Origin of the sequence: Pseudomonas sp. ERMR1:02, from assembly GCF_002277815.1 — a bacterium.
GTDB lineage: Bacteria > Pseudomonadota > Gammaproteobacteria > Pseudomonadales > Pseudomonadaceae > Aquipseudomonas.
The window spans coordinates 397142-420040 of record NZ_NKJI01000004.1 but is presented as its reverse complement, the minus strand read 5'-3'; the positions used below and the strand labels follow the sequence as shown (position 1 = coordinate 420040).

The window sequence follows — 22899 nt, the reverse complement described above, 5'->3', positions numbered from 1 at the left end:
CCATGGCCAAGATGAGCATGAAAAACCGCGAGCTGAAGCGTCAGCTCACGGTTGCCAAGTACGCCAAGAAGCGTGCAGCACTGAAAGCTATCATCGTTGATCTGAACGCAAGTCCAGAAGCGCGTTGGGAAGCTACAGTTGCCCTGCAGAAGCAGCCACGTGACGCAAGCGCTTCGCGCATGCGTAACCGCTGCCGCCTGACCGGCCGTCCACACGGCGTTTACCGCAAGTTCGGCCTTGGCCGTAACAAACTGCGTGAAGCGGCAATGCGTGGTGACGTACCAGGTCTGGTTAAAGCCAGCTGGTAAGTACTGTCAAAGTCCAGGTGCGAGGGTTCGTAAGAACCTGACCACCGGTGGCCTTGAATCTGGATCAAGCCCCTTTTGGGGCTTGATTCATTTCTGGGGTGTGTCTAGAATACTCGGCTCGCCTGAGCCCGTGTTTTTATACCCGGAGATTCTCGGCGACACGTAGTAGCCGAAAGGCTAATTTTTCTGTATTAGGAGCGTCTAGCCCATGAGTATGCAGGACCCGTTAGCGGACATGCTAACTCGAATCCGTAATGCCCAGATGGCTGAAAAGTCCGTCGTAAGCATGCCATCTTCCACGTTGAAGGTAGCTGTTGCCAAAGTCCTGAAGGACGAAGGTTACATCGCGGGTTATCAGATCAGCAGCGAAACAAAACCACTGCTGTCTATCGAGCTGAAATACTTCGAAGGCCGTCCGGTTATCGAAGAAGTGAAGCGCGTTAGCCGTCCAGGCCTGCGTCAGTACAAGTCCGTCGATGATTTGCCAAAAGTTCGTGGCGGTCTCGGTGTGTCTATCGTCTCCACCAACAAGGGTGTGATGACGGATCGTGCTGCGCGCGCTGCCGGTGTCGGCGGCGAAGTTCTTTGCACTGTGTTCTAAGGGGGGATAAGCATGTCTCGCGTCGCTAAGAACCCCGTTAAGCTGCCAGCCGGCGTCGAAGTAAAATTCGCAGGCCAACAGCTTTCGGTGAAGGGTGCCAAGGGCACTCTCGAACTGAACATCCATTCGTCCGTTGAGATCGTTGAAGAAGCTGGTGAGCTGCGTTTCGCTGCTCGCAACGGCGATCAACAAACTCGCGCAATGGCTGGTACCACTCGTGCGTTGGTAAACAACATGGTCCAAGGCGTAAGCCAAGGCTTCGAGCGCAAGCTCCAGCTGGTCGGTGTTGGTTACAAAGCGCAAGCAAAAGGCACAGTGCTGAACCTGGCTCTTGGCTTCTCGCACCCAGTGGATTATGAACTGCCGGAAGGCATCACCGCTGAGACTCCTAGCCAGACCGATATCCTGATCAAGGGCATCGACAAGCAGCTGGTAGGTCAAGTGGCCGCCGAGATCCGCGACTTCCGTCCACCAGAGCCGTACAAAGGCAAAGGTGTGCGCTACGCGGACGAAGTCGTCCGTCGTAAAGAAGCCAAGAAGAAGTAGGGCATAGCAAATGACCGACAAAAAAGTTACTCGACTGCGTCGCGCTCGCAAAGCACGCCTGAAAATGCACGAACTAGAAGTCGTGCGTCTCTGCGTGTTCCGCTCGTCGCAGCACATCTACGCCCAGGTCATTTCGGCCGACGGCAACAAAGTCCTGGCATCTGCCTCGACTTTGGATAAAGAACTGCGTGATGGCGCCACTGGCAACATCGACGCGGCCACTAAGGTTGGCCAGCTGGTCGCTACGCGTGCTAAGGCCGCTGGCGTCTCGCAAGTGGCTTTCGACCGCTCTGGCTTCAAGTACCACGGCCGCGTTAAAGCGCTGGCTGATGCTGCTCGTGAAGCTGGGCTGGAGTTCTAAGTTATGTCAAATAACGACCAAAAGCGCGACGAAGGCTACATCGAGAAGCTGGTTCAAGTTAACCGCGTAGCCAAAACCGTTAAAGGCGGCCGTATCTTCACTTTCACCGCGTTGACCGTGGTTGGTGATGGTAAAGGGCGTGTTGGCTTCGGCCGTGGCAAGTCGCGTGAAGTGCCTGCTGCGATCCAGAAGGCAATGGAAGCTGCTCGCCGCAACATGATCCAGGTTGATCTGAACGGCACCACCCTGCAGTACGCAATGAAGTCCGCCCATGGCGCTTCGAAGGTGTACATGCAGCCTGCTTCTGAAGGTACCGGTATCATCGCTGGCGGCGCAATGCGTGCCGTTCTCGAAGTTGCTGGCGTTCAGAACGTTCTGGCCAAGTGCTACGGCTCGACTAACCCTGTAAACGTGGTTCACGCCACTTTCAAGGGTTTGAAAGCAATGCAGTCTCCTGAATCCATTGCCGCCAAGCGTGGCAAAAGCGTCAAGGAGATCTTCTGATCATGGCTACCGTTAAAGTAACGCTGATCAAAAGCATGACCGGCCGCATCCCTAACCACAAACTGTGCGTTAAGGGTCTGGGTCTGCGTCGCATCGGTCACACTGTAGAAGTCCAGGATACTCCCGAGAATCGCGGGATGATCAACAAGGCTTACTACATGCTGCGTGTCGAGGGTTAATCGATGAAACTCAATGATCTGAGTCCAGCGCCGGGTTCCCGTCGCGAAAAGCATCGTCCGGGCCGTGGTATCGGTAGTGGTTTGGGTAAGACTGGTGGCCGTGGTCACAAAGGTCAGACTTCCCGCTCCGGTGGCACCATCGCTCCAGGCTTTGAAGGCGGTCAACAGCCGCTGCATCGTCGCCTGCCTAAGTTCGGTTTCGTTTCCCTGAAAGCCATGGATCGCGCAGAAGTGCGTCTGTCCGAGCTGGCTAAAGTGGAAGGCGACATCGTCACTGTGCAGTCCCTGAAAGATGCCAACGTGATCAACGTCAACGTACAGCGTGTGAAAATCATGCTGTCCGGTGAAGTGACTCGCGCTGTCACTATCGGCAAGGGAATCGGCGCCACCAAAGGTGCGCGTGCGGCTATCGAAGCAGCTGGCGGCAAGTTCGAGGAATAAATGGCTAAGCAAGGTGCTCTCTCTGCGCTCGGCAAAGGCGGTATGTCTGAACTCTGGGCTCGTCTGCGTTTTCTGTTCCTGGCGATTATCGTCTACCGAATAGGCGCACACATCCCGGTTCCAGGTATCAACCCGGACCGACTCGCGGACCTGTTTCGACAGAATGAGGGGACCATTCTTAGCTTGTTCAACATGTTTTCCGGCGGCGCGCTGGAACGGATGAGCATCTTTGCATTGGGGATCATGCCGTACATTTCGGCATCGATCATCATGCAGCTGATGACCGCCGTTAGCCCGCAGCTGGAGCAGTTGAAGAAGGAAGGTGAAGCTGGCCGTCGCAAGATCAGCCAGTACACCCGCTACGGCACTGTCGTCCTCGCTCTCGTCCAGGCCATTGGTATGTCCATTGGTCTGGCGGGGCAGGGCGTTGCGTTCACTGGTGACTTTGGCTTCCATTTCGTCGCGGTATCCACGTTTGTGGCTGGTGCGATGTTCATGATGTGGCTGGGTGAGCAGATTACTGAGCGTGGTGTTGGCAACGGTATCTCGATGTTGATTTTTTCGGGTATCGTCGCCGGTCTTCCGAGAGCGATCGGGCAGTCTTTCGAGTCTGCACGTCAGGGTGATATCAACATCTTCGCCCTGGTTGCCATCGGTTTGCTGGCAGTAGCGATTATCGGTTTCGTGGTGTTCATTGAGCGTGGCCAGCGTCGTATTGCTGTTCACTACGCCAAGCGTCAGCAGGGCCGCAAGGTCTTCGCTGCGCAGACCAGCCACTTGCCGCTGAAGGTGAACATGGCCGGTGTTATTCCGGCTATTTTCGCGAGCAGCATCTTGCTGTTCCCGGCTTCGTTGGGTGCCTGGTTCGGCCAGTCTGAAGGTATGGGCTGGTTGCAGGACATCTCGCAGTCGATCGCTCCTGGTCAGCCGTTGAATATTCTGCTGTTTAGTGCAGGGATTATTTTCTTCTGCTTCTTCTATACGGCGTTGATGTTCAATCCGAAAGACGTAGCGGAAAACCTGAAGAAGTCCGGTGCCTTTATTCCGGGTATCCGTCCAGGTGAGCAGTCTGCGCGCTACATTGATGGCGTTCTGACTCGCTTGACCATGTTCGGTGCTCTTTACATGACGGCCGTTTGCCTGTTGCCCCAGTTCCTGGTGGTTGCAGCCAACGTTCCGTTCTACCTTGGCGGGACCTCGTTGCTGATCGTGGTCGTGGTTGTGATGGACTTCATGTCCCAAGTACAATCGCACCTCGTTTCGCACCAGTACGAATCCCTGATGAAGAAAGCCAACCTGAAGGGTTACGGCAGCGGCATGTTGCGCTGAGTACCCATAAGGTTCGAGGAGTTGGTGATGAAAGTTCGTGCATCGGTGAAAAAGCTGTGCCGTAACTGCAAGATTATTCGCCGCGAAGGTGTTGTTCGAGTAATTTGCAGCGCGGAACCGCGTCACAAACAGCGCCAAGGCTGAGTGTGATTGTGCTTCAAGCCCGGCAGCTAGTGCGCTGCCGGGTTGATTATTTGTTATTACAGCGATATTATCTCGCGCCCTATTTCTTGGCTTCCGGGGCGTAGGTAGCTGTCAATTGGAGTCCCACTGAATGGCCCGTATTGCAGGCGTTAACATTCCAGATAACAAGCATACTGTTATCTCGCTGACCTACATCTATGGTGTCGGTCGCACTACTGCACAGAAAATTTGTGCAGAGACTGGGGTAAACCCAGCAGCAAAGATCAAAGATCTGAGCGACGAGCAAATTGAACAGCTGCGTGGCGAAGTGGCGAAGTTCACCACTGAAGGTGACCTGCGTCGCGAAATCAACATGAAAATCAAGCGCTTGATGGACCTCGGTTGCTATCGCGGTCTGCGTCATCGTCGTGGTCTTCCAGTACGCGGTCAGCGTACCAAGACCAACGCGCGTACCCGTAAAGGTCCGCGTAAGCCGATCCGCAAGTAATCGCCCCAGCGAATCGACAGGAATTTAATCATGGCAAAACCTGCTGCTCGTCCTCGTAAAAAAGTTAAAAAGACAGTGGTTGATGGCATCGCCCACATCCATGCATCTTTTAACAATACCATCGTGACCATCACCGACCGTCAAGGTAACGCTCTTTCCTGGGCTACCTCCGGTGGTTCGGGTTTCCGCGGTTCCCGCAAGTCCACCCCGTTTGCTGCTCAAGTAGCTGCTGAACGTGCTGGTCAAGCTGCGCTGGAATACGGCCTGAAAAACCTTGACGTCAACGTCAAAGGTCCAGGTCCAGGTCGTGAATCCGCAGTCCGCGCTTTGAACGGCTGTGGCTACAAGATCGCCAGCATCACCGACGTGACGCCAATCCCGCACAACGGGTGCCGTCCGCCGAAGAAGCGCCGCGTGTAATCCAGGAGATTGTAAAGAATGGCTCGTTACATTGGTCCAAAATGCAAACTCGCTCGTCGCGAAGGCACCGATCTCTTCCTGAAGAGCGGCGTGCGCGCGATCGAATCGAAGTGCAACATTGAAGCAGCACCTGGTATCCACGGCCAACGCCGCGGTCGCCAGTCCGATTACGGCACCCAACTGCGTGAAAAGCAGAAGGTACGTCGTATCTACGGCGTTCTCGAGCGTCAATTCAGCGGCTACTACAAAGAAGCTGCTGGCAAGAAAGGCGCAACTGGCGAAAACCTGTTGCAGCTGCTCGAATGCCGTCTGGACAACGTTGTATACCGTATGGGCTTTGGTTCGACTCGTGCCGAATCCCGTCAGCTGGTATCGCACAAGTCGATCAGCGTAAACGGTCAAACCGTTAACGTTCCGTCCTACCAGGTTCGTGCTGGTGACGTGGTTGCTGTTCGCGAGAAAGCAAAAAACCAACTTCGCATTGTCCAAGCTCTCGATCTGTGTGCCCAACGTGGCCGCGTAGAATGGGTAGAAGTAGACACTGAGAAGAAGTCGGGCGTTTTCAAGAACGTTCCAGCTCGCAGTGATCTGTCCGCCGACATCAACGAAAGCCTGATTGTCGAGCTCTACTCCAAGTAAGGGCTAGAAAATAGGTGCATCCATGCAGATTTCGGTAAATGAGTTCCTGACACCCCGCCACATTGATGTGCAGGTTGTCAGTCCAACCCGCGCCAAGATCACTCTCGAGCCTCTCGAGCGTGGCTTTGGCCACACCCTGGGCAACGCGCTGCGCCGCATCCTGTTGTCCTCAATGCCCGGCTGTGCAGTAGTCGAGGCCGAGATTGACGGTGTGCTCCACGAGTACAGCGCCATCGAAGGTGTACAGGAAGACGTAATTGAAATCCTGTTGAACCTTAAAGGTCTGGCTATCAAGCTGCACGGCCGTGACGAAGTTACGCTGACCTTGTCGAAGAAGGGTTCGGGGTGGTTACCGCTGCCGATATTCAGCTGGATCATGATGTCGAGATCGTTAATCCCGATCACGTAATCGCTAACCTGGCGTCTAACGGCGCCCTGAACATGAAGCTCGTAGTAGCTCGTGGTCGTGGTTATGAACCGGCCGACTCGCGTCAGAGCGATGAGGACGAAAGCCGCAGCATCGGTCGCTTGCAGCTTGACTCTTCGTTCAGCCCGGTTCGCCGTATCGCATACGTGGTGGAAAACGCCCGTGTCGAACAGCGTACTAACCTGGACAAGCTGGTTATTGATCTGGAAACCAACGGTACTCTGGATCCTGAAGAGGCTATCCGCCGTGCTGCAACCATCCTGCAACAGCAGTTGGCTGCGTTCGTCGACCTCAAAGGTGACAGTGAGCCAGTGGTAATCGAGCAGGAAGACGAGATCGATCCGATCCTGCTTCGCCCGGTTGACGATCTGGAACTGACTGTACGTTCGGCTAACTGCCTTAAGGCGGAAAACATCTACTACATCGGCGACCTGATTCAGCGTACCGAAGTAGAGCTGTTGAAGACTCCGAACCTTGGCAAGAAATCCTTGACCGAAATCAAGGACGTTCTGGCCTCCCGCGGTCTGTCCCTCGGCATGCGCCTCGACAACTGGCCGCCTGCAAGTCTTAAGAAGGACGACAAGGCGACTGCCTGATCGTCGTAATCACCGAACGTAGTGTTTGGTAAGGAATGAACCATGCGTCATCGTAAAAGTGGTCGTCACCTCAGCCGCACCAGCTCGCACCGCAAGGCCATGTTCCAGAACATGGCGGTGTCGCTGTTCGAGCACGAGCTGATCAAAACTACTCTGCCAAAAGCTAAAGAACTGCGCCGCGTTGCTGAGCCGCTGATCACTTTGGCCAAGACAGATAGCCTGGCTAACCGCCGTCTGGCTTTCGATCGTACTCGTTCGAAAGCTATCGTTGGTAAGCTCTTCAACGACCTGGGCAAGCGTTACGCTACCCGTGAGGGTGGCTACCTGCGCATCCTCAAGTGCGGTTTCCGCGCTGGCGACAACGCGCCTATGGCGTACGTCGAGTTGGTTGATCGTGCTACCGGTGGTGAAGCAGTATCCGCTGAGTAAGACGTCAGTCTGAAACGAAGAACCGGGCCTAGTGCCCGGTTTTTTGTGCGCGTTTGAAAAGTATGCTCGCAACTGAAATTCATTATTTATATCTATCGATAGCGATGTGCTAATGAATTAGCGAGTGTCATGTTGATCATCAATACTCCTTTTCAGCCGATTAGCCGGCAGTTCGAGACCGATAAAGGAAGAGATCGCATGAGCATTAATAAAACGCTTACAACCGCCAGTGGCGCTCCTGTCGCCGACAACCAGAATTCCCGTTCCGCCGGCTCACGTGGCCCGCTGCTGCTCGACGACTTCCACCTGATCGAGAAACTGGCTCACTTCAACCGTGAAAACATCCCTGAGCGTCGCGTGCACGCTAAAGGCTCGGGTGCTTACGGTACATTTACCGTGACTCGCGATATCACTCAGTACACCGGCGCTCGGCTGTTCGAATCCGTTGGCAAGCAAACACCAACATTCCTGCGCTTTTCCACTGTGGGCGGCGAGCGCGGTTCTGCCGATACCGAGCGCGATCCACGTGGCTTCGCATTGAAGTTCTACACAGAGGAAGGCAACTGGGACATTGTTGGTAACAACACGCCGGTATTCTTCATCCGTGATCCGTTGAAATTCCCCGACTTTATCCACACCCAAAAGCGTCTACCGCAAAGCAACCTCAAGAGTGCACAGTCAATGTGGGACTTCTGGTCACACTCTCCCGAGGCGCTGCACCAGGTCACCATCTTGTTCTCGGATCGCGGTATTCCTGACGGTTACCGCCACATGCACGGCTTCGGCAGTCACACCTATAGCCTGATCAACGCCAATGGCGAGCGTCACTGGGTCAAATGGCACTACAAGACCCAGCAAGGGATCAAGAATCTGGCACCGGCAGACGCTGCACGTCTTGCGGGTACAGATCCGGATTACGCGCAACGCGATTTGTTCGAGGCCATTGAGCGTGGTGATTTCCCGAAGTGGCGCGTGTGCATCCAGATCATGCCTGAGGCCCAGGCTGCCGCGCATTATGAGAATCCGTTCGATGTCACCAAGACCTGGTCGCAGAAAGAGTTTCCGTTGATCGAAGTCGGTGAACTTGAGCTAAACCGGAACCCGCTCAACTACTTCGCTGAAGTCGAGCAAGCAGCTTTCGGCCCAAGCAACATGGTTCCGGGCGTAGGCCTCTCGCCAGACCGCATGTTGCAGGGTCGGGTGTTCGCCTACGCGGATGCGCACCGCTACCGCGTAGGCACCAACCACCAGCAACTTCCGGTGAACGCCCCGCGTAGTCCGGTCAATAGCTACCAGCGTGATGGCTCGATGGCGTTTGGCAGTAATGGTGGCGCAGCGCCAAATTACGAGCCGAACAGTTACGTCAACTCGCCGAAGCAGGCACCTCATTACGCCGAACCTGCGTTGGGTTTGAGCGGTTCTGCCGATCGCTACGATCATCGCGAAGATACTGACTACTACAGCCACGCTGGTGCGCTGTTCCGTCTGATGAGTGATGAGCAGAGGACCCTGCTCGTAGGCAACATCGCTGGAGCAATGTCGGGTGTTTCGAGTGATGTCGTTGACCGTCAATTGCAGCACTTCTTCAAGGCCGATCCGGCGTACGGAGAAGCAATCGCAACGCTGCTCAACGTACAGCTTAACGAAGTCTAAACGAGAAGCATAACCGCCCTCATCTGGGCGGTTTTTGCGTTATTTCGGCTGCTTTTCTCAGAATATCTTCGCTTTTATTTCGACTGGCAAGTGACGATATGGCCACGTTGGTTCAAACTACAGACTTTGAAGCAGGGAGATGTAGGGCGATGCAAGGCCACCCAGATGTTATCGATTACCTCAACACGTTGCTGACCGGCGAACTGGCCGCGCGTGATCAATATTTCGTTCACTCGCGGATGTATGAGGACTGGGGATTCACCAAGCTCTACGAACGAATCAACCACGAGATGGAAGAAGAAGCAGGGCATGCCGACGCGTTGATGCGCCGGATCTTGATGTTGGAAGGCACGCCACGTATGCGACCGGACGATCTTGATGTCGGTACGACCGTACCGGAAATGCTCGAAACTGATTTGCGACTCGAGTACAAGGTCCGCGCTGCGTTGTGCAAGGGCATCGAGCTCTGCGAGCAGCATAAGGACTACGTTAGCCGTGAGATTCTGCGTGTTCAGCTCAATGACACTGAAGAAGATCACACTTACTGGCTGGAGAAGCAGTTGGGCCTGATCAAATTGATCGGTCTGGAGAACTACCTGCAATCGCACGCTTGATATAGCGATCTCGAAGCTGCTATCGCGAGCAAGCTTTGCTCCTAAAAAGAAAGCGAATACAAAAAAGCCCTTGTCACTGATGACGTGACAAGGGCTTTTTCATGGGCCGTGAATCAGGCCCGATCGCGTTCCAGCAGAGGCTTGAGGTAGTAACCGGTGTGGGATTGCTTCATCTCTGCGACTTCTTCCGGTGTGCCGACGGCGATGATTTGACCGCCCTTGGAGCCGCCTTCCGGCCCCAGGTCCACCAGCCAGTCGGCGGTCTTGATCACATCCAGGTTGTGCTCGATCACCACCACCGTATTGCCGTGGTCGCGCAGTCGATGCAGGACGTCGAGCAACTGCTGGATATCCGCGAAGTGCAGGCCGGTTGTCGGCTCGTCGAGGATATACAGGGTCTTGCCTGTATCACGCTTGGACAGCTCGCGCGATAGCTTGACCCGCTGTGCTTCACCTCCGGACAGCGTGGTCGCGGACTGCCCTAGCTTTATGTAGGACAGGCCGACGTCCATCAGTGTCTGAAGCTTGCGTGCCAGGGCCGGTACTGCATCGAAGAATTCCCGGCTTCCTCGATGGTCATCTCGAGGGTCTCGTGAATGCTCTTGCCTTTGTACTTGATCTCCAGCGTCTCGCGGTTGTAGCGCTTGCTCTTGCACACGTCGCACGGCACGTAGATGTCCGGCAGGAAGTGCATTTCCACCTTGATCAGGCCATCACCCTGGCAGGCTTCGCAGCGTCCACCCTTCACGTTGAAAGAGAAGCGCCCCGGGCCATAACCGCGGGAACGGGATTCCGGCACTCCGGCGAACAGCTCGCGAATCGGTGTGAACAACCCGGTGTAGGTCGCTGGATTGGAGCGCGGCGTGCGACCGATCGGGCTTTGGTCGATGTCGACGACTTTATCCAGGTGCTCCAGTCCCTTGATGCTGTCATGGACGGCAGCTTCGAGTGTCGTTGCGCCATTCAGCGCCGTGGCACTTAAGGGAAAGAGCGTGTTGTTGATCAGCGTCGACTTGCCCGAGCCGGACACGCCGGTTACACAGGTCAGCAGGCCGATCGGGATATCCAGATCGACATTGCGCAAATTGTTGCCGCGGGCGCCCTTGAGTGACAACGACAGCTTCTTGTTGCGGGGCGTACGTTTGGCCGGCACCTCGATTTTTACCCTGCCCGACAGGTACTTGCCGGTCAGGGAGTCTGGATGCGCCATCACCTCGGCAGGTGTGCCTTCAGCAACGATATGCCCGCCATGAACGCCAGCGCCCGGGCCGATATCCACAACGTAGTCAGCCAGGCGAATCGCATCCTCATCGTGCTCGACCACGATCACCGTGTTACCAATGTCGCGGAGGTGTTTCAGGGTGCCGAGCAGCCGGTCGTTATCACGTTGATGCAGGCCAATCGATGGTTCGTCGAGGATGTACAGAACGCCAACCAGGCCGGCGCCGATCTGGCTGGCCAGACGAATGCGCTGCGCTTCGCCCCCTGACAGCGTATCCGCACTGCGATCCAGCGACAGATAGTCGAGGCCGACATTGACCAGAAACTGCAGGCGCTCACGAATTTCCTTGAGGATCTTGTCGGCAATCTCGCCACGACGACCGGTCAACTTCAGCTCGCCGAAGTAATCGCAGGCATCGCCGATCGGGAGGTTGGTCACTGCCGGCAAGGTTTTTTCGCCGACCCACACGTGCCGTGCCTCGCGGCGCAGCCGGGTGCCGCGGCAGTCCGGGCAGGATTGGGTGCTGAGGAACTTGGCCAACTCTTCGCGAACCGAAGCCGACTCGGTTTCGCGATAGCGACGTTCCAGGTTCGGCACGATACCTTCGAACGGGTGCGAACGTTTGACGATATCGCCACGGTCGTTCAGGTACTTGAAGTCGACGTTTTGCGAGCCACTGCCGTGCAGGATCTGTTTCTGCTGATCGGCCGGCAGTTCGTTGAACGGCACTTCCAGGCTGAATTTGTAGTGGGAAGCCAGTGAGCCAAGCATCTGGAAGTAATAGACGTTGCGCCGGTCCCAACCTCGAATCGCACCTTCGGCCAGGGTCAGTTCACCATTGACCAGTCGCTTGATGTCGAAGAATTGCTTCACCCCCAGGCCATCGCAAGTCGGGCAGGCGCCGGCCGGATTGTTGAAGGAGAACAGTTTTGGCTCGAGTTCACTGATGGCGTGACCGCAAATCGGGCAGGCGAAGCGCGCGGAGAAGATCATCTCTTCACCCGGCTCGTCATCCATCGGCGCCACCAGGGCGATGCCGTCTGCCAGTTTCAGCGCGGTCTCGAAGGATTCGGCCAGACGCTGTTGCAGGTCGGCACGGACCTTGAAACGGTCGACGACTACATCGATCGAGTGCTTCTTCTGTTTATCCAGCTTCGGCAACTCGTCGAGTTCGCAGAGCTTGCCGTTGATCCGGGCACGCACGAAGCCCTGAGCACGCAACTCTTCAAAAACAGACAGGTGTTCGCCTTTGCGTTCGCGGATTACCGGGGCCAGCAGCATGAGCTTGCTGCCCTCCGGTTGGGCGAGGACCAGGTCGACCATCTGGCTGACGGTTTGCGCTTCCAGTGGAATGTCGTGATCCGGGCAGCGCGGGATACCCACGCGCGCATACAGCAAGCGCAGGTAGTCGTAGATTTCGGTGATGGTGCCGACGGTCGAGCGCGGGTTGTGCGAGGTCGACTTCTGTTCAATGGAGATCGCCGGCGACAAGCCTTCGATGGTGTCGACGTCAGGTTTTTCCATCATTGACAGGAACTGCCGGGCATAGGCGGACAGCGATTCGACGTAGCGGCGCTGGCCTTCAGCATAGAGTGTGTCGAAGGCCAGGGATGACTTGCCGGAGCCGGACAGGCCGGTGATGACGATCAGCTTGTCCCGTGGCAGGGTCAGGTCGATGTTCTTCAGGTTGTGGGTTCGAGCCCCACGAATCAGGATCTTGTCCAAAGTGGCCTCGCTCGGCGGGCGTCGAAAACGTAGGAGTATACGGCCAAATACTGGATGGATGCACACTATCGAATGATGTCATTGCAGCCTTACATGAAAGCTGTGTCATCTACACGCGGCAAAGCGTCGCGATATACCCTGTCAATCGATGGGACTGATAGAATCGCCGCCGGTTCACATGAGGTTTTTCCATGCACGATCCCCACAGCGAACGCATGAGTGGCAGCGAGACCCGCGCGGCGAGCGGGCTGGCCCTGGTGTTCGCCTTCCGTATGCTTGGCATGTTCATGGTGTTGCCGGTACTGGCGACCTATGGGATGGACCTGACAGGAGCGACCCCGGCCCTCATCGGGCTGGCGATTGGCGCTTACGGCCTTACCCAGGCTATTTTCCAGATTCCTTTCGGTTTCATTTCTGACCGCATCGGCCGCCGCCCGGTGATTTACCTGGGGCTGGTAGTCTTTGCCCTCGGCAGCGTGTTGGCGGCCAATGCCGATTCGATCTGGGGTGTGATCGCCGGGCGAATCCTGCAAGGTGCCGGGGCGATTTCTGCCGCGGTGATGGCGCTGCTGTCGGACCTGACCCGTGAGCAGCATCGGACCAAGGCCATGGCCATGATTGGCATGACAATCGGTCTGTCGTTCGCTGTCGCCATGGTGGTCGGGCCCTTGCTGACGCGCGCTTTTGGCCTGTCCGGATTGTTCCTCGCCACGGGCGGTATGGCGCTATTCGGCATCGTGATCGTGATGTTCATGGTGCCGCGCTCCACCGGTCCATTGCAGCATCGTGAATCCGGCGTCGCGCGCCAGGCATTGATACCGACGCTCAAACACCCGGACCTGCTGCGTCTGGACCTGGGTATATTTGTGTTGCATGCGATGTTGATGTCGAGCTTCGTCGCTTTGCCGCTGGCACTGGTCGAAAAAGCCGGGCTGCCCAAGGAGCAGCACTGGTGGGTGTACCTCACCGCGCTGCTGATTTCCTTCTTCGCCATGATCCCGTTCATTATCTACGGTGAGAAGCGACGCAAAATGAAACGAGTTTTGCTCGGTGCCGTCGTGACGCTGATGCTCACTGAGCTATTCTTCTGGCAGTTCGGCGATAGCTTGCGGGCTCTGGTGATCGGTACGGTAGTGTTCTTTACCGCGTTCAATCTTCTGGAGGCGTCGCTGCCGTCGCTGATCAGCAAGGTTTCACCGGCGGGTGGCAAGGGCACGGCGATGGGGTTTATTCCACCAGCCAGTTTCTCGGTTCGGCACTGGGCGGGATCCTCGGCGGCTGGTTGTTCCAGCACGGCGGTTTGTCGGTTGTGTTCCTTGGATGCGCCGGTCTGGCTGCCCTCTGGCTGGCCTTTGCTGTTACCATGCGTGAACCTCCCTACGTGACAAGCCTGCGCTTGCCATTGACGCCCGAAGCGATCCGCGAAGCGGGTCTGGTCGAGCGCCTGAAGGCCGTCGTAGGGGTAACAGATGCAGTGATAGTCGCTGATGAAGCGGCCATTTACATCAAATTGGACACCGAACTATTGGATCGCACCACCCTTGAGCGCTTGGTGAACAACCCGGCAGGGGCAGCGTGCGTAGCCTAGGAGAACGTAATGGCCCGTGGGGTTAACAAAGTCATATTGGTCGGCACTTGTGGCCAGGATCCTGAAGTTCGCTACCTGCCCAACGGCAACGCCGTGACCAACCTGAGTCTGGCGACCAGTGAACAGTGGACCGACAAGCAAACCGGTCAGAAAGTCGAAAAGACTGAATGGCACCGTGTGTCGATGTTTGGCAAAGTTGCCGAAATCGCCGGCGAATACCTGCGTAAAGGTTCGCAGGTCTACATCGAAGGCAAGCTGCAGACCCGCGAGTGGGAAAAAGACGGCATCAAGCGTTACACCACCGAAATCGTGGTCGACATGCAAGGCACCATGCAACTGCTGGGCGGCCGTCCACAGCAGGGCGACCAGCAAGGCGGGGCAACAACTACCAGCAGTCCGCCCCGGCTCCACGTCAGCAGGCTCCGCGTCCACAGCAGTCGGCACCGCAACAGTCGCGCCCGGCTCCACAGCAGGCCGCTCCGCAGCCGGCTCCGGACTTCGACAGCTTTGATGACGATATTCCGTTCTAAGCATCTGCTTTCCCGAACGGCATAAAAAGGCCCGTAACGATTGATCGTTGCGGGCCTTTTGCGTTTCCGGGTTTCGATCAGCTCTTGGCAAACGCCAATTATCCGCATCCTGCTCGTTGTCAGTTGACCGCGAGAAACTCGTCAGTGGATACCACGTTGGCGTAGGCAAAACCCAATGCCGACATGAACGCCGCATGCACGTGGGCCGCCGGAACGGTCAGGCCGTTGAACTCCAGGTCACGGGAGGCACAGGCGTCGTGGATCACTGTGACGCTGTAGCCAAGGTCGTTGGCGGCGCGGGAAATACCATCGACGCACATGTGACTCATGCTGCCGACGACCACCAGCTCCTTGATGCCTTGCTCGTCGAGGATCGATTGCAGTTCGGTTTCGCGGAACGAGTTGACGAAGTGCTTGAGCACCACCGGCTCGTTGCTCAGGTTGACGACTTTGGGGTGCTGCTTCGCACCTTCGGAGCCGGGGGTGAAGAAAGGTGCTGCGTCGGAAGTGAACTCGTGACGGATGTGCACTACTGAATCACCGGCCTCGCGGAAGGCCCTGAGCAGGCGGACTGCGTTGTCCGCGGCGGCATCGGCGCCGACCAGCGGCCACTTGCCTTGGGGGAAGTAGTCGTTTTGGATATCAACTACGATGAGTGCTTTCTTGGCCATGACTGTTTCCTCGAAGTGCGGTTTGGGTGTGGAATGAAGTATTGGTTCTGGCGGGCCGTCCGGGGATTGGCCGCACCGACAATAGAAGGGGGAAAACTGACAATGGATGCACAAAGGGCAATCGCTGAACTGGGCGTGTTGATCTATCCCGGCGCGCAGATGGCGGCGGTGCATGGTTTGACTGACCTGTTCGGGTGGCCAACCGGATTGCCGCCGAACATCAGGCTGCGCATTTGCCGTTATTGCGCGTGAGTCATTGGCAGGTCGATGGCGAACAGCCGCCCGTTCGGGTCTACGACAGCCATCCCGCTACGAACGGTGCATTGGTGGCAGTTCTGATTCCGCCATCGCTTGCCGGGTTTTCCGAAGGCCAGGCAACCCAAGCGCTGCTTCACTGGCTTCGCCAACAACACGCCAGCGGCGCGACCCTCGGCGGAGTCTGCGTGGGTTCGCTTCTATTGGCCGAAAGCGGACTGCTCGACGGCCGCAGCGCTACCACCCACTGGACTTCGGCCAGAACTTTCGCCGAACGTTATCCGGCGATCAAGCTCAAGGCCGATACGCCCATCGTCGATGATGGCGACCTGATTACCACCGCCGGACTGATGGCCTGGTCTGAACTGGGTTTGCGCCTGGTGAATCGCCTGCTGGGACCGAGCATCGCCGCCGGCACCGCGCGTTTTCTGGTGGTGGAGCACAGCGACAGCGCCAGCGAGTGCGGCAGCAACTTCGCGCCGATCCTCAGCCATGGCGATGCATCGATTCTCAAGGTGCAGCACTGGCTGCAAAGCACCGGGGCCACCGATGTTTCGCTGACAGCAATGGCCGATCGGGCGGGCTTGGAGGAACGCACGTTCCTGCGCCGCTTCCGTGCGGCGACCGGGCTCAAACCCACGGAGTATTGCCAGCACCTACGTGTCGGCAAGGCCCGGGAAATGCTCGAGTTCACCAACGGCACCATCGATCACATTGCCTGGACCGTGGGCTATCAGGACCCAGGGGCGTTTCGCTCGACATTCAAGAAAATCACCGGGCTGGCGCCGAGTGATTACCGGACCAGGTTTGGGGTGACGCCGGCAGCAGTGGCGCGATAGGAGCATCAACAGAGACCAAATGTGGGAGCGGGCTCGCGAATGCAATCTTTCAGTCACATTAATGCTGAGTGATACACCGCATTCGCGAGCAAGCCCGCTCCACATTAGATCTGTGCAAAGCTTTGAGTCGTGCAAAATGCCGGAGTTTTGAGAGGCCTCGTGCAGAATCAAGGAGGCTTCATGCCATCACCATTCGTACAACAAGCTGATTTGAATACAATTGCTGGTCAGACTCGCTTGGCCTAATCCCTGCACCCCTTCAACCACATTCATCTAGCGTCATTGAAGGGGATGCATGACCCCAACAAACCGCAAGAAACTGGTGGTCGCCCATTCGGTGCGCCCCGAAGCGCCGTTGCATGAAGTCGAAACCAATTGCGCGCTGGCCAAGTGGCTGGCGCAGATCCTCGGATTCAAGTTTGGCGGCCGTTACGACCCGGAGCAGCATCGCGGTCGAGATCTTTATCTGCTTCCTACCCAAACGCTGGTAGGCGCTGCAGCCGCCCGGCAACTGGGGGTCAAGGGGCCTGAGGATTTGTGGGGCGGTTACGTCGAGCATGACTTCATCTGCACCAAAGCCATTAGTCACGGGTTGCTGAACCGACATGCCCATGCGCCGCTAGGCTGGGCACCGCTTTTTTCCGAACGGGTGCGCAGTGTCGTGCTTGACGGCCTGAGCGTGTTTTCCCTCGATGATGCGCGGCCAGCGGCGGAGCATCTGCTCTACAAGGGGCCGATCCGTCTCAAGCCGATTCACGCCTGTGCCGGTCGCGGTCAGGAAGTGATCAAAAGCCTCGACCAGTTCGACGAAATCCTCGCCCGACCCGAGGCCAAGACCGTGTTTACTGAAGGTGTTGTGCTGGAACAGGACCTGGATCAGGTGATCACCCACAGCGTCGGTCAGAGTTTCATCGGCGACAGGGTGCTGAGTTATTGCGGTGATCAATACTTGACCAAAGACGCCCAGGGCGAAGAAGTCTATGGCGGCTCCAACCTGCTGGTGGTGCAGGGTGGCTACGATGATCTGTTGGCGCTGGACTTGCCGGACGACGTGCGGCTGGCGATCACGCAGGCGCAGGTGTTCGACAGCGCTGCGGATGAAGCCTATCCCGGGTTCTATGCATCGCGGCGCAACTACGACATCGCCCAGGGGTTGGCCAGCGATGGCAAACAATGCAGCGGCGTGCTTGAACAATCGTGGCGCATGGGGGGGGCCAGCAGTGCCGAAGTGGCTGCCTTGCAGAGCTTCGTCAACGACCCGCAGATGCGCGCGATTCGCGTGTCTTCGGTTGAAACCTACATCGATCAGCCGCTGCCGGCGGACGCCATTGAGGTGTATCGCGGGCCGGCGGAAAACAGTGACTTCCTACTCAAGTACGTAACGGTCAAATCCTATGACGACTAGAAGCGAAAGCATTCAAATCGACATCGACGATGAACAGATGAGCGGGACGTTTCTCAGTCCTAAATCGAAAGTCCCCGGCGTGTTGTTCGTGCACGGCTGGGGCGGCAGTCAGGAGCGGGACCTGGAGCGGGCCAAAGGCATCGCCGGGCTGGGTTGCGTGTGCCTGACCTTCGACCTGCGCGGTCACACGGGCGGCACCGGTATTTCGCTGACCCGGGTAACTCGCGAAGATAACCTGCGCGATCTGCTGGCGGCCTATGACCGCTTGCTTTCTCACCCGGCGCTCGATACTTCGGCGATCGCCGTCGTCGGCACCAGCTACGGCGGTTACCTGGCCTCGATCCTCACGTCGCTGCGCCCGGTGCGCTGGCTGGCGCTGCGAGTGCCGGCGCTGTATCGCGACGATCAATGGCACACCCCCAAGCGTGATCTGGACAAACTCGACTTGCGCGATTACCGCAGCACACTGGTGCGCGCTGACAGCAACCGGGCGCTGCATGCCTGCTCGCAATTTACCGGGGATGTGCTGCTGGTGCAGTCAGAAACCGATGAATACGTGCCCCACGCGACCATCATGAGTTACCGCGCGGCATGTCAGCAGACCCACTCGCTGACGCACCGCATTATTGACGGTGCTGATCATGCGCTGAGCGATCCCGTTTCACAGCAGGCGTACACCTCGATCCTGGTGGACTGGATCACGGAGATGGTGGTGGGTGAGCGGTTGAGCATTATTCAGTCCAAGTGATTTGTGATGTTCTCGCGGACGTCTTCGCGAGCAAGCCCGCTCCCACAGTGATCAGTGGTGAACGCAATATCTGTTAACACCAGAAATCCTGTGGGAGCGGGCTTGCCCGCGATGGCATTCTCAAAGACACCACAAATCACTTGGGTTTTTTCGAGATCCGCAGCGACTTGGCCTTGGCCTCCACCAGCAGATACATCACCAGCGTAATCAACAGCGGCAACAGGAAATAGATCGCCCGATAAGCCAGCAATCCCGCCACCAGACTCCCCCGTGACACCTCATGTTGCAGCAGCGCCACGAACACCGCTTCAAGCACGCCGATCCCCGCTGGTATGTGAGTGATGACCCCGGCGATGGCGCTGATCAGCAGCACGCCAAGCACCAATGGGTAGTCGAGTTTACTCGGCAGCAGGGTGAAGATCACCGCCGCCATCAACGACCAGTTCAGCGCCCCGAGCGCCAGTTGCAGGATCGCCATGCGCAAGGACGGCAAGTTGATTTCCACGCCGCGAATTGCCCACTCGCGTCGCTTGGAAAATCGGCAGGCCGCGAGATACCCCGCGCTCACCAGCAACAGCAACACGCCCACACCCTGCAGCGCGTCGCTGCTCAGTTTCCAGCCTGGCGGCATCCGTACCAGCCCGCTGCTGAACACCGCGCCGGCGATCACCATGTAGCCGAACCAGTTGGTGGCAAGGCTAAGACCGAGGATTTTCGCGATGTTGCCTTTGCTCACACCGAGCCGCGAATACAGCCGGTAACGCATGGCAATGCCGCCGACCCAGGCGCTCAGGTTGAGGTTGAAGGCGTAGCTGATGATCCCCACCGGCAGGATCTGTTTCCACGTCAGATCCTGGCGGATGTAAGTACGGCCGATCAGGTCGAAACAGGCGTAGACCAGAAAACTTATCAGGGTCAGCCCGCAGGCGATAAACAGTGTGCGCACTTTGAAATCGGCCAGAGTGTCGAACACTTCGCCCCATTCAATGCGCTGCGCGAACATGCTCAACAGCACAATCATCGCCAGAAAAAACAGCATCGTCAGCGGTCTTTTCCAGCGGTTCAGGCGGGATGTGGCCGGGTGCTCGGCGTGGGACGTCGCGCGTGCTTCAGTGCGGCTCATCCTGATCGCTCCCGGCCGATGAGGTGAATGCTTTCAGGCGTGGTTTATGCGCCGGCAACCAACCGCCCCAGGCCGGGCAATGTCGCAGGAAGTGGAACACTAGAAAACCCACGGTCATGTGCCAGATTCGCCCGCGTGGAGCATTGTCGACCGACATGACTTTGCAATGGTTGTCGCTGAGGTCTTCGAGGCGCTCGAACAGGCGCCGATTGAAGCTGCGATCACGAATCAATACGTTGGCCTCAAGGTTCATCGACAGGCTCAACGGGTCGAGATTGCTGGAGCCCACGGTGCTCCAATCTTCGTCCACCAGCGCGACCTTGCCGTGCAGCGGGCGATCGCAATATTCGTAGATCTTTACTCCGGATTTGAGCAGGTAGTCGTAGGTCATGCGCGCGGCGAGTTTGGCCACCAGCATGTCAGGCTGACCTTGCAGAATCAGACGCACATCAACCCCGCGACGGGCGGCGTTGCGGATCTCGCGCAGCAGTCGGTAGCCCGGAAAGAAGTAGGCGTTGGCGATGACTATGCGCCGTTGCGCAGTGCGCAGCACCTGCCGGTAAACCTCTTCGATGTCGGTCGAATGCTCGGCATTGTCGCGGTACACCAGGCGCACCTGACCGTCGTGGTCATTGAAGGCCATTTGCGACCGACGCTGCCGACGCCGTTGCCACCAATATTTGGCCCGCGCCGGGCGACCGCATTGCAACAGGGCAAAGTGATGAATGTCGGCCACCGCCGGCCCTTGCACTTCAACCGAGTAATCCTGCTTGGCCTCGGGCCCGAAATCGGCCAAATGGTCGGCAGAAAAATTGATCCCGCCGATGAAGGCGACGGTCCCGTCCACCACCACAATCTTGCGGTGCAGACGGCGGAACCAGTTGGTGCGGATGCCCAGGCGCTTCGGCGCCGGGTCGAAAATTTGCAAATGCACACCGGCACCGCTGAGGGCGCAGAGATAATCGGTGCTCAGTTCGCCGCAACCGAATCCATCAAAACTGGCGGTGACGCGCACACCGCGTCGCGCCGCGGCGATGAGTACGGTTTTGAGCTCTTCGCCGACCTTGTCCTCGAACACAATGAAGGTTTCCAGCAGGATCTCGGTTTTGGCCTGGCGCATGGCTTCGAACACCCGGGGGAAATATGCCTCGCCGTTTTCCAGCAGTTCGACGCGGTTGCTCCCTTGCCAGCGGTACTCGACGTCGACCGCTGCGGGTTCGCTCGTCGGCGACGCGGCAATCTGTTCCACGGTGGCTTTTTCCATCGGCGGGGTGCTCATAGTTCGATCTCCACCGACAGCGGCACGTGGTCCGAAAGGTGTGACCAGGGCCGGGTCGTCAGCACTTGTGGGCGACTGGCCTTGAGGTTGCGCACGTAGATGCGGTCAAGACGCAGCGCCGGCAACCGGGCGGGAAAACTACGCGCCGGCTTGCCGTGATGCTCGGCGAACACTTCGCGCAGCCCGCAGGGCTTGAGCAGGGCATCGGCGCGCTGGCGCCAGTCGTTGAAGTCCCCGGCGACGATCACTGGCGCGTCGTTTGGCAGCTCCTCCAGGCGACGGGCGAGCAGGCTGAGTTGTTCATTGCGGTGGGTTTCGCGCAGGCCCAGATGGACGCAAATCGCATGCACCTGCGGACCTTCGCCGGGCAGGCGTAATACGCAATGCAAGATGCCGCGGTTCTCGTGTCCGCTGATGGACACGTCGAGGTTGTCGTGCCGCACGATCTGGAATTTCGACAGCAGCGCGTTGCCGTGGTCGCCCGCCGGATAGACCGCGTTGCGTCCGTAGGCGAACTGCGGCCACAGGGTGTCGGCGAGGAATTCGTATTGCGGGATCGCCGGCCAGTTGTTGTAGCGCTTTGGATGCTGTTCGTGGGTGCCGTGGACTTCCTGTAAAAACACCACATCGGCGCAGATGCTGCGCACGGCTTCACGCAGTTCCGGCAGGATGAAACGCCGGTTCAGCGCGGTGAAACCCTTGTGTGTGTTGACCGTCAGCACCGTGAAACGGTGCACCATTGTGTCGATGGCGGCCTGCTCGTCGGTAACGCCGACCGGTTCGCGAATGCTCATGCCAGCGCACCTTCGGCAACGGGCTCACCGGGGGTGGTGACCAGGTTTTGGTCGAGTTCGAAACGCTCCAGCAGACGGCGCGCATCGAAAGGCGCGCGGACCTTGATGTCGTTATCGAAATAGCAAAACACTTCGCGGGATTTGCGCGCTCTGGGTTTCTGCCGGGGGGCGATCAGCAGTGGATCACTCGGTTGCCGTCCGTGATGCCAGGCCTCGATCCGATCACCCCAGCGTTGCAGTGCCTGCGGCGTGTAACCGCTGGCGTAAAGTTCTTCCGCGCCGTGCAGGCGCAGGTAGACGAAGTCGCTGGTGATGTCTTCGCGATAGGGCCATTTACCGGCGGTGTCGGCGATAACCAGCGCCGTGTTGTAGCGTTTGAGCAGGCGGACAAAGGCCGGGTCGATGAAGCTGTCGTGGCGGATTTCCACGGCATGGCGCAAGGTTTTTTTCTTGTATGCCTTCAGGCTGGCGTGGCCGTTAACGTGAGAGTCGTGCTGACGGGCGAGGGCGGCAGCCTGTTCAGTGTCGTGTGGCAATTGTTCAAGAAAGGTCTCGAACAGTTCGGCATCGAATTTGAAGTTGGGCGGGAACTGCCAGAGGATCGGGCCGAGTTTTTCCTTGAGTTCCAGAACCCCGGAGGCAAAGAAATTCGCCATGGGTTTGTGGATGTCGCGCAGACGTTTGATGTGGGTAATGAAGCGCGGGGCTTTGACGCTGAACACAAAGTGTTCCGGGGTCTCGATGTACCAGCGTGCATAGCGGTCGGGCCGTTGCAGGGCGTAAAACGATCCATTGATTTCGATGCTGTTGACCGCCCGTGACGCGAATTGCAACTCGCATTTCTGGGGCAACCCCTTAGGGTAGAAATCCCCGCGCCAGGGTAAGTAGCGCCAACCTGAAATACCAATGTGAATTGCCGCCATGTCGCCTCCCGCTCGCGTGCCCATCTTTTGCTGACTGTGAGATGGCGATGAAAGTTTCGACGGCGGTACGGACGGTTTGTTGAACAACGCTTTTTTGTAGGAGCGAGGCTTGCCCGCGA

General features: G+C 57.7%; 22 protein-coding genes and 5 pseudogenes. 21 read left to right on the top strand and 6 right to left on the bottom strand.

Translation table 11 applies throughout. The annotated features are described in order from the left end of the window. The first annotated feature begins 2 nt into the window (after positions 1–2). From rpsN to bfr, 16 genes and pseudogenes are all read left to right on the top strand, one after another. On the top strand, positions 3–308 hold the full coding sequence (gene rpsN, locus CES87_RS10620) for a 30S ribosomal protein S14 (protein ID WP_003176414.1): 306 nt from the start codon (positions 3–5) through the stop codon (positions 306–308). A gap of 208 nt (positions 309–516) precedes the next feature. Further along, positions 517–909 carry a 30S ribosomal protein S8 gene (gene rpsH, locus CES87_RS10615; protein WP_008065722.1) on the top strand — a complete coding sequence of 131 codons (393 nt, stop codon included), beginning with the start codon at positions 517–519 and terminating at the stop codon, positions 907–909. Positions 910–921: 12 nt separating this feature from the next. Further along, complete coding sequence (gene rplF / locus CES87_RS10610; protein ID WP_003176412.1) at positions 922–1455, top strand: 50S ribosomal protein L6; 534 nt, start codon at positions 922–924, stop codon at positions 1453–1455. A gap of 10 nt (positions 1456–1465) precedes the next feature. Next, entirely contained in the window at positions 1466–1816 is a 351-nt protein-coding gene (rplR, locus tag CES87_RS10605) for a 50S ribosomal protein L18 (protein WP_003186037.1), read from the top strand. 3 nt (positions 1817–1819) lie between these two features. Then, a complete protein-coding gene (gene rpsE / locus CES87_RS10600; protein WP_003186035.1) occupies positions 1820–2320 on the top strand; it encodes a 30S ribosomal protein S5 in 501 nt (166 codons plus the stop codon). A gap of 2 nt (positions 2321–2322) precedes the next feature. Continuing rightward, on the top strand, positions 2323–2499 hold the full coding sequence (gene rpmD / locus CES87_RS10595; protein ID WP_003176408.1) for a 50S ribosomal protein L30: 177 nt from the start codon (positions 2323–2325) through the stop codon (positions 2497–2499). 3 nt (positions 2500–2502) lie between these two features. After that, positions 2503–2940: a 50S ribosomal protein L15 gene (gene rplO, locus CES87_RS10590; RefSeq protein WP_003228720.1), complete on the top strand. Its 438-nt coding sequence runs from the start codon at positions 2503–2505 to the stop codon at positions 2938–2940. After that, positions 2941–4269: a preprotein translocase subunit SecY gene (gene secY / locus CES87_RS10585; protein WP_003228718.1), complete on the top strand. Its 1329-nt coding sequence runs from the start codon at positions 2941–2943 to the stop codon at positions 4267–4269. Between the two features lie 27 nt (positions 4270–4296). Then, positions 4297–4413, top strand: coding sequence for a 50S ribosomal protein L36 (rpmJ, locus tag CES87_RS10580; protein WP_002555468.1), 117 nt, complete (start codon positions 4297–4299; stop codon positions 4411–4413). Positions 4414–4543: 130 nt separating this feature from the next. Then, complete coding sequence (gene rpsM, locus CES87_RS10575) at positions 4544–4900, top strand: 30S ribosomal protein S13 (RefSeq protein WP_009045849.1); 357 nt, start codon at positions 4544–4546, stop codon at positions 4898–4900. Positions 4901–4930: 30 nt separating this feature from the next. After that, positions 4931–5320 carry a 30S ribosomal protein S11 gene (rpsK, locus tag CES87_RS10570; RefSeq protein ID WP_002555466.1) on the top strand — a complete coding sequence of 130 codons (390 nt, stop codon included), beginning with the start codon at positions 4931–4933 and terminating at the stop codon, positions 5318–5320. 18 nt (positions 5321–5338) lie between these two features. Beyond that, complete coding sequence (gene rpsD / locus CES87_RS10565; protein ID WP_003176404.1) at positions 5339–5959, top strand: 30S ribosomal protein S4; 621 nt, start codon at positions 5339–5341, stop codon at positions 5957–5959. 22 nt (positions 5960–5981) lie between these two features. Next, a pseudogene (gene rpoA / locus CES87_RS10560) lies at positions 5982–6982 on the top strand (DNA-directed RNA polymerase subunit alpha). Positions 6983–7024: 42 nt separating this feature from the next. Next, positions 7025–7411: a 50S ribosomal protein L17 gene (gene rplQ / locus CES87_RS10555; protein WP_024778333.1), complete on the top strand. Its 387-nt coding sequence runs from the start codon at positions 7025–7027 to the stop codon at positions 7409–7411. Positions 7412–7609: 198 nt separating this feature from the next. Continuing rightward, a complete protein-coding gene (locus CES87_RS10550; protein WP_128606090.1) occupies positions 7610–9064 on the top strand; it encodes a catalase in 1455 nt (484 codons plus the stop codon). A gap of 149 nt (positions 9065–9213) precedes the next feature. Then, positions 9214–9678, top strand: coding sequence for a bacterioferritin (gene bfr, locus CES87_RS10545; RefSeq protein ID WP_128606089.1), 465 nt, complete (start codon positions 9214–9216; stop codon positions 9676–9678). Between the two features lie 113 nt (positions 9679–9791). Here bfr and uvrA read toward each other — a convergent pair. After that, positions 9792–12625: pseudogene (gene uvrA, locus CES87_RS10540) on the bottom strand (excinuclease ABC subunit UvrA). A gap of 191 nt (positions 12626–12816) precedes the next feature. Here uvrA and CES87_RS10535 point away from each other — a divergent pair. Beyond that, positions 12817–14213: pseudogene (locus CES87_RS10535) on the top strand (MFS transporter). A gap of 9 nt (positions 14214–14222) precedes the next feature. Beyond that, positions 14223–14743 (top strand): annotated as a pseudogene (locus CES87_RS10530) (single-stranded DNA-binding protein). 119 nt (positions 14744–14862) lie between these two features. On the opposite strand, the gene CES87_RS10525 reads toward CES87_RS10530, so the two are convergent. Continuing rightward, positions 14863–15414 carry a cysteine hydrolase family protein gene (locus CES87_RS10525; protein WP_128606088.1) on the bottom strand — a complete coding sequence of 184 codons (552 nt, stop codon included), beginning with the start codon at positions 15412–15414 and terminating at the stop codon, positions 14863–14865. A 102-nt stretch (positions 15415–15516) separates the two neighbouring features. Between CES87_RS10525 and CES87_RS10520 the strand changes: the two are divergent. The 3 genes and pseudogenes from CES87_RS10520 (at position 15517) to CES87_RS10510 (ending at position 18661) form a co-directional block, all read left to right on the top strand. Next, positions 15517–16508, top strand: a pseudogene (locus CES87_RS10520) (GlxA family transcriptional regulator). A gap of 295 nt (positions 16509–16803) precedes the next feature. After that, a complete protein-coding gene (locus tag CES87_RS10515) occupies positions 16804–17913 on the top strand; it encodes a DUF3182 family protein (protein WP_128606087.1) in 1110 nt (369 codons plus the stop codon). Then, a complete protein-coding gene (locus tag CES87_RS10510) occupies positions 17903–18661 on the top strand; it encodes a S9 family peptidase (RefSeq protein ID WP_128606086.1) in 759 nt (252 codons plus the stop codon). The genes CES87_RS10515 and CES87_RS10510 overlap by 11 nt, the downstream gene beginning before the upstream one ends. Before the next feature lie 136 nt (positions 18662–18797). Here the strand turns inward: CES87_RS10510 and CES87_RS10505 are convergent, their stop codons facing one another. From CES87_RS10505 to CES87_RS10490, 4 genes are read right to left on the bottom strand one after another with little or no spacing between them, the layout of a single operon-like run. Further along, positions 18798–19784 (bottom strand): YbhN family protein, encoded by a 987-nt coding sequence (locus tag CES87_RS10505; RefSeq protein WP_128606085.1) that lies wholly within the window; start codon positions 19782–19784, stop codon positions 18798–18800. Continuing rightward, a complete protein-coding gene (clsB, locus tag CES87_RS10500) occupies positions 19771–21063 on the bottom strand; it encodes a cardiolipin synthase ClsB (protein ID WP_128606084.1) in 1293 nt (430 codons plus the stop codon). The genes CES87_RS10505 and clsB overlap by 14 nt, the downstream gene beginning before the upstream one ends. Further along, entirely contained in the window at positions 21060–21857 is a 798-nt protein-coding gene (locus CES87_RS10495; RefSeq protein WP_128606083.1) for an endonuclease/exonuclease/phosphatase family protein, read from the bottom strand. The genes clsB and CES87_RS10495 overlap by 4 nt, the downstream gene beginning before the upstream one ends. Then, positions 21854–22780 (bottom strand): DUF72 domain-containing protein, encoded by a 927-nt coding sequence (locus CES87_RS10490; protein ID WP_128606082.1) that lies wholly within the window; start codon positions 22778–22780, stop codon positions 21854–21856. Before CES87_RS10490 ends, CES87_RS10495 begins: the two co-directional genes overlap by 4 nt. Positions 22781–22899 lie beyond the last annotated feature (119 nt).